The 7,052-nt window shown below is 63.8% G+C and carries 6 protein-coding genes; 1 reads left to right on the plus strand and 5 read right to left on the minus strand.

Annotated elements, in window-relative coordinates; translation table 11 throughout:
• The 4 genes from BS38_RS0123785 to BS38_RS0123800 form a co-directional block, all read right to left on the minus strand.
• A partial coding sequence (locus tag BS38_RS0123785; protein WP_043439958.1) for a BCCT family transporter occupies window positions 1-1,052 on the minus strand: 1,052 nt, incomplete at its 3' end.
• A 110-nt stretch (window positions 1,053-1,162) separates the two neighbouring features.
• A complete protein-coding gene (gene fdhA, locus BS38_RS0123790) occupies window positions 1,163-2,377 on the minus strand; it encodes a formaldehyde dehydrogenase, glutathione-independent (RefSeq protein WP_028272993.1) in 1,215 nt (404 codons plus the stop codon).
• 107 nt (window positions 2,378-2,484) lie between these two features.
• Window positions 2,485-3,894, minus strand: coding sequence for a ferredoxin reductase (locus BS38_RS0123795; RefSeq protein ID WP_028272994.1), 1,410 nt, complete (start codon window positions 3,892-3,894; stop codon window positions 2,485-2,487).
• Window positions 3,891-5,192: an aromatic ring-hydroxylating oxygenase subunit alpha gene (locus BS38_RS0123800; RefSeq protein ID WP_028272995.1), complete on the minus strand. Its 1,302-nt coding sequence runs from the start codon at window positions 5,190-5,192 to the stop codon at window positions 3,891-3,893. The genes BS38_RS0123795 and BS38_RS0123800 overlap by 4 nt, the downstream gene beginning before the upstream one ends.
• A 160-nt stretch (window positions 5,193-5,352) precedes the next feature.
• On the opposite strand from BS38_RS0123800, the gene BS38_RS0123805 reads away from it, so the two are divergent.
• Entirely contained in the window at window positions 5,353-6,285 is a 933-nt protein-coding gene (locus BS38_RS0123805) for a LysR family transcriptional regulator (protein ID WP_028272996.1), read from the plus strand.
• Window positions 6,286-6,362: 77 nt separating this feature from the next.
• Here BS38_RS0123805 and BS38_RS0123810 read toward each other — a convergent pair.
• A partial coding sequence (locus BS38_RS0123810) for a BCCT family transporter (RefSeq protein ID WP_028270702.1) occupies window positions 6,363-7,052 on the minus strand: 690 nt, incomplete at its 5' end.

The raw sequence follows: 7,052 nt of genomic DNA on the forward strand, positions 1-7,052 counted from the left end.
ATGTTGATGTTGGAGAGCCACTGGATGCCGCGGCTGATGCCGGAGACGGCCGAGGCGACGAAGCATAGGGTCAGGACGGCGACGATTGCTACGAGCACGGGGGTGCCGATTTCGCCGAACCAGCCGTTGGAGGTCATGCCGCTGCCGATCTGCAGGGCGCCCAGGCCCAGGGATGCGGCGGTGCCGAACAGGGTGGCGAAAATGGCCAGGATGTTGATGAACTTCCCGATGGGCCCTTCGACCCTCCTGACGCCGAAGAGTGAGGTGAAGGCGACAGAGATCAGTTGCCTGCGGCCCAGGCGGTAGGTGCCGTAGGCCATGGCGATGCCTACGACTGCGTACATGGCCCAGGGGTGCAGTGTCCAGTGGAAGATGGAGGTTGCCATGGCGGTCTGGATGGCTTCGGGGGTCCGTCCGTTCACGGTTCCGGGCGGGGGAGAGATGTAGTGGTAGAGCGGTTCGGCTACACCGTAGAACATCAGGCCGATGCCCATGCCGGCGGCGAACATCATCGCGACCCAGGAAACGGTACGGAATTCGGGTTTTTCGCCGTCTTTGCCCAGCGGGATGTTGCCGAACTTGCCCAGGGCGAGCCAGAGGACAAAGACGACGAAGAGCGAGGCCAGGAGCATGAACAGCCAGCCGGTGTATTCCATGACCCAGTTCAGGGCAACGGTCGAGGACGAGGCGAGGCTGTCGCGGCCGACAAATCCCCAGACCACAAAGGCGACGGCGATGGCGCCGGTGATCCCGAAGGTGACCTTGTCGAGAACGAGCTTATGGTTCCGGCGTGCCGAAACGGCTTGCTCGGTCCTGGCAGAACGAAGCTCGCCCAGGATCTGTTCGTATTCCTCAGAATCCGGCAGGCCCCCCACGGCTCCGTCCACCGGATCGAGGACTGCAGGGCTGGTGCCTTCACCCGCAGGGACATCCAGGACTGTTGTGGTGTTTCGCGTACCTTCGGGCTGTTCGTTGGGGGGAGTTGCTGCGAAAGAGCTATCGGCAGGCGACTCTTCGGGGGTGGAGAATTTTAAGTCACGGCTTGTAGCCATGAGCGAATCCTTTGCTCGGGGTTGATGGGCATGCGGTTAAACATGGCCTTGAGTGGGAGGAAGCCCCCAAGCCTCCAGTCGATCGGCACGGATCAGCACAATTCCTCGGATTAGTTACTGAGGTAGCCGTTCGGGTCCAGGACGTACTTCGTGGCGGCTCCGGCATCGAATTCCGCGTAGCCCCGAGGGGCATCCTGGAGTGAAATGGCCGTGGCATTGACTGCCTTGGCGATCTGGATCCTGTCATGCAGGATCGCCATCATCAGCTGCCGGTTGTATTTCATCACCGGGCATTGGCCGGTCGCGAAGGAAAGGGACTTCGCCCAGCCGGTGCCCAGGGACAGGGATAGGCTGCCTTTCTGGGCTGCTGCGTCCGCGGCACCCGGGTCCCCGGTGACATATAGGCCGGGAATGCCCAGGGACCCGCCGGCAGCCGTGAGGTCCATCAGCGAATTGAGCACGGCGGCGGGCGCCTCCTGGGCCCCGGCACCGTGTCCGCGGGCCTCGAAACCGACCGCGTCGATACCGGCATCGACCTCCCGGACGCCGAGAAGCTGCTCGATCTGGTCTGCCGGATCGCCCATGGTCACATTGACGGTTTCGCAGCCAAAGGATCGGGCCTGGGCCAGGCGGTCCTCATTGAGATCCCCCACGATGACCACGGCGGCCCCCAGCAGCTGCGCGCTGGCCGCCGCGGCAAGCCCTACGGGACCGGCCCCGGCAACATAGACGGTGGACCCGACGCCGACACCTGCCGTGACGGCCCCGTGGAAACCGGTCGGGAGGATGTCCGAGAGCATGGTCAGGTCCATGATCTTTTCCAAAGCTTGGTCCCGATCAGGGAACCGCAACAGGTTCCAGTCCGCGTACGGGACCAGGACATACTCCGCCTGCCCGCCGACCCATCCGCCCATGTCAACATAGCCGTAGGCGGACCCGGGGCGGTCCGGGTTCACGTTCAGGCAGATTCCGGTCTTGCCTTCCTTGCAGTTCCGGCAGCGCCCACAGGAGATATTGAAGGGGACCGAGACGATGTCCCCGACCTTGATGAACTCGACGTCGGGCCCGGTCTCGATGACTTCCCCGGTGATCTCGTGCCCCAGGACGAGACCGGCCGGGGCGGTCGTGCGGCCACGAACCATGTGCTGGTCCGAACCGCAGATGTTGGTGCTCACGGTGCGCAGGATGACCCCGTGCGGGACCTTCCGGCCGACATTGACGGGATTGACGCCGGGTCCGGCCTGCAGTTCAAAGGTGGGAAACGGGGTATCGATGATTTCCACGATCCCCGGTGCCTTGTATGCAACGGCTTTGTTACCTGACATTGAATGGCTCCTATGGGTTGGCGATCGAACCCCACAGTGATACTGGTCGCATCAGACTGTCTGTGAGGTAGTTGTCATGCTGTCCGGCCTAGAGCAGCCGGAAGCGGCTAGGCATCGATCACCAAATCGGTCTGCGCGGTGGAGCAGCAGGGCAGGAACTTGCCTGCAGCGATTTCCCGTGCCCGGATGCCGCCCTGGTGGTTCATCTCGACCTCCCCGGAAAGCTTGACCACCTTGCAGGAGCCGCACATGCCCTCCTTGCAGTTCGCGCCGATCCTGACGCCCGCACGCTGGGCCACCCCGAGGATGTGTTCGGTGGGGTCGATGCGCACGTTGATACCGGTGCGCATGAAGGACAGGGTGAGGCTTCCCGTTCCGACCGTGTCGAAGCTCGAGGCATCGGGGGACCCGGCCCCCACGTCCGCAGTGCCCTCGGGGTTTTCGAAACCTGATGCGTCCGAGTCGACTGTTTCCAGCGGGAGCCCCGTGGCCTGCAGGGTTCCCTCGGAGTCGTAGCCGGGCTCGTAGAGCCCAAACGCGCTGGGCTGGCTTTCATAGTAGTCCTCGGCGGATTCGGCGATTTCCTCGGCGATTTCCTCCGCGATGTCCGTCGCAAGCGCGATCTCTGCCTGGTATTCAAGGAGCGTCTGGCGATCTCCCGTGAAGAACTCCATGTATATCGAAGTGTCATCGACGCCGACCTTCTCCAGGAGCTTGGTGGCGGTGTTAAGGTAGCCCTCGGGGCCGCAGGCATAGACCTGGCGGCCGTTGGCATCAGGGGCCACGTAGTCGAGCATGGCGGCCGTTAGCCTCCCGCTGAGTCCGTCCCACCCCTCGGGTTTGCTCCGGTCGCCCAGGGAGTAGTGGACCTTGACGCGCGAGTCCACGGAGGCGATGTAGGCCAACTCCTGATGGAAGGCGAAATCACCGGCCGCCGCTCCGTGGTAGAGAACCACGACGTCGGCGTGCCCGGGCAGGGAGTGGATGGTCCGCACCATGGACATGATGGGAGTAATGCCCGCGCCGGCGGCCAGCAGGAGGTAACGCGCCCGCCGGTCGGCATCGGGCAGGTGGAACGCCCCGACCGGTCCGAGCATGTCGAGGACGGTGCCGGGTTTGACGTTCTCATGCACCCACGGTGAGACCAGCCCGGCGTGATCGCGTTTGACGCTGATGCTGAAGGTCCACGGCTCCGTGGGCGAACTGGACAGCGAATAGCTGCGGTCCACCGGATCCTGGTCCTCGCCGTTCACGGGAAAGGCGACGTTTACGTACTGCCCCGCCCGGAACGCCAGGGGGGCACCGTCACAGCGGCGGAACACGAAGGTCATGATGCCGCCGGCCTCGGGAACGGTCTCCACACATTCGGCCATGAACTCCTGCGGGTGCCAGGGGCCCAGTGCGCGGGCGGCGCGGGCGGGTGCCTCGGTGCTGCCCATGACCCTGTTCCACGGCATCTCAAGCCCGCGAATGCGCTGTGGTTCCTGGATCACCGTCTCAGTGAGGAGTTCGGTCATGCCAAGTGCTCCTGTACACGCTGCACGTACCAGTTGATGAATGCTTCTACCTGGTACTCGCTCTTCATGTACGGGCCGGGTTCGTAGGCGGGGCTGCCGGCACCCTTCTGGCACAACTCAACGAACGCCTTGTCCTGCAGGTTTGTCTGCTTCCAGGTGTAGGTGAGTTTGTCCAGATCGTAATCGACGCCCTCTTCGGCGTCGTCAGCCACCAGCCAGGTGGTGCGTACCAGTGACTGGTGTTCGTTGATGGGGAAGACGCCGAACGTGATGACGTGGTCCCCGAGGAAATGGAACCAGCTGTTGGGCTGCAGGTGCATCGAGCAGCGGCCGAGGCGGAAGTCCGGCAGGTCGCCGAGCAGCTTCTTGGAGAGCCGGCGCCCGTCGGCCGAGAACGATTCACCCTCACCGTCGAGTGATTCCCGCGAGATGCGTATTCCCGCGATGCGGGTGTCAAGCTCCTCGACTACCTCGTAGGGCAGGCCGTAGCGGCGGCAGCGCTCTTCAAGGGAGGACTGGGCTTCCTTGTTGCGGTCCCACACCTCCTCGAGGTGGGGCGGAACCAGTCCCTCGGTCAGGCCCCACGTCGGGAAGAGGGAGCAGGCGAGCTCAGGGTGGCCGTCGCAGTGGTAGCACTCACGGTTGTTCTCCATGACGAGCTTCCAGTTGCCCTCTTCGATGATGTTCTGCTGGTAGGCGATCTTCGTCTTCGACAGATCGTGGGGGGCGAGGTAGGGCTCGAAGATCTTGGAGGTCTCGTCGAAGTCGGCCGGCGGTACGTCCGCAATGCAGACGAAGATGAGTCCGGCGACCACGCGGCTGTGTGCGCGCTTGAGGGCGAAACAGTTCTTGTCGAACTTCGCTTCTCCCGGTGCGGAGGCGTGGATCAGGTCGCCGCTGGGCGAGTACGTCCAGGAGTGATAGCCGCACACCAGGTTTCCCGTTGAGCCGGCGGCTTCGGTCAGGACGCGGGCGCCGCGGTGGCGGCACACGTTGTGCAGGACGTTGACGTCGCCGTCGTCGTTGCGCAGGACGATCAGGGAGTAGGGCCCGTAGTCGACGGTGACGTAGTCGCCCGGCTCCGGCAGTTCGGCGACGCTGGCGGCAAAGATCCAGTGCTGGCCAAAAATGGCCTCCATGTCGATCTTGAAAATGGTCTGGTCCGTGTAGAACGGGGCGTCGAGGGAATATCCCTTGCGCCGGAACTCGAACAGCCCGGCGATTTCCGCCAGCTGCTCGGCGGGCAATGATGACACGAGTTTTCCGCGTGAATTGAGGGGCAAGACTGGAGCAGACATGTGTTTCCTCCCGGGAGGTTTGGATAAGTGTGCGAATCGTGGCGACCACGGCTGCGTGGGTGCGAGCGGCGTTGTCGAAAACCTTGTAGTCATGAGATTAGAGATCATTGATCCGCAACAAAAGCGCAAAATTTGGAAGATATCTGTGCACAATAGGTGCATGATCGATGCGAGACTCATCACACTTCGGGTGTTCGCCCGGTGCGGCACCATCGGCGCAACCGCGGAGCTCACGGGCTACTCGCCCTCCGCCGTCTCCGCGCAATTGCGGGAGCTCCAGCGCGTGCTTGGAATGCAGCTGCTGACGAAGGACGGCCGTGGGGTGCGGCTGACCGCCGCGGGCCGCTATCTCGTGTCGGGCTCGGACACCCTCATTGCGGAGTGGGAGAGCCTGCGCGCCGCGGCCATGGAGGCTGGCGACCAAATGCCGGCCCGTTTTGGCCTCGGCGGATTCTCCACGGCTGCCGCCCAGCTGCTCGCGCCGCTGGCCGCCACCCTGCGCTCAACACGCCCCCAGCTGGAGGTGCAGGTACTCGAGGCAAACCCGGCCCGCTGCTTCGACTTGCTGGTTGCCGAGCGAATCGACCTCGCGGTCATCGTCGCCATGCAGTCAGACACCCATGCTGAGGACGATCCGCGCTTCGAGCAGACCGTCCTGCTCGACGATCCCCTGGATGTGATCATCCCCTCCAACCATCCCCTGGCATCGCGGGAAACGGTGACGCTCGAAGAATTAGCGTCGGAACCCTGGATCACCGAGGCCGTCGGGTCGACCTACCATTCCCTATTCACCGCGGCGTTCACGGCAGTCGGGGTCACACCGCGGATTGCCCATGAGGCCGTTGAATGGGAAACCCAGATCGCTTTCGTTGGTGCGGGGCTGGGCGTGGGGCTGCTGCCGCGACTGGCACCCCTGCGTAGTGCCGAAAACGTGGTTCGGCTGCGCATCACTGGCAAAGGGAAGCCCGCGCGCCGCATTGTCGCTGCGGTGCGGAGGGGCAGCATCGCATCGCCCCTGATCCAGGAGTCGCTCGACATCCTGCAGGTCAGAGCCAAACGGATCCTCGCCGCCCGGCCCGAAGACGATCTCTGAACGGCCCAACGCCCCGCCCTCCGTATGTGGAGGGCGGGGCGTTGGTGTTTGGCCCGCTGCTTAGCGTGGTGGTGGTTTTAGTTGTTGTTGGGGTTTGTGTGGCGGGTCTGGACGGTGGGGATGCTGCCGGTGTGGGTGCCGCCTTGGTGGGAGTCGGGGTCCGGGCAGGTGTCGGCGCAGTCGTGTTTTGTGACGAGGTCGAATTGGATGCCGCCGTGTTGTTCTACGCCGGTGCGTATGGCGCGTTCGACGACGGATGTGGCCAGGCGTCGTCGGAGGGAGAGGGGGTCGCGTCGGAGGTCTTTGGTGAGGGCGAAGCAGAGCAGGAGCATGACGATGATGAAGGGTAGTGCTGCGACGATGGTGATGCGTTGGAGGCCGGCCAGGGCTTCGGAGGGTTCGTCGCCGCCGGCGAGCAGCATGACTGCTGCCACGGCGCCGGTGAGGGTGCCCCAGAAGATCACTACTCCGCGGCGGGGGTGTTCGGCGCCGTTGGAGCTAAGTGATCCCATCACGATGGATGCGGCGTCGGCGCCGGTGATGAAAAAGATTGCTACCAGGATCATGGCCAGCACGATGACGGCGGCGGTGAGCCAGCCGGGCATGCCAAGGTTTTTGACCAGGTCGAAGAGTGCGCCGTCGAAGTTCACGGACGGGACGCCGTTGACTGTTGTTACCAGTCCGGGGGTGCCTGTTTTATCGGCTTCCTGTTGGACGTGGAAAGCGGCTCCGCCGAAGATGCCGAACCAGATGACGCTGACGACGCT

It is taken from the genome of Arthrobacter sp. UNC362MFTsu5.1 (assembly GCF_000685965.1).
GTDB lineage: Bacteria > Actinomycetota > Actinomycetes > Actinomycetales > Micrococcaceae > Arthrobacter.

Bases quoted from the DNA above. Each gene is read 5' to 3' on its own strand.
- fdhA (WP_028272993.1), bottom strand. From the start codon at position 2,377: ATGTCAGGTAACAAAGCCGTTGCATACAAGGCACCGGGGATCGTGGAA.
- BS38_RS0123795 (WP_028272994.1), bottom strand. From the start codon at position 3,894: ATGACCGAACTCCTCACTGAGACGGTGATCCAGGAACCACAGCGCATT.
- BS38_RS0123800 (WP_028272995.1), bottom strand. From the start codon at position 5,192: ATGTCTGCTCCAGTCTTGCCCCTCAATTCACGCGGAAAACTCGTGTCA.
- BS38_RS0123805 (WP_028272996.1), top strand. From the start codon at position 5,353: ATGATCGATGCGAGACTCATCACACTTCGGGTGTTCGCCCGGTGCGGC.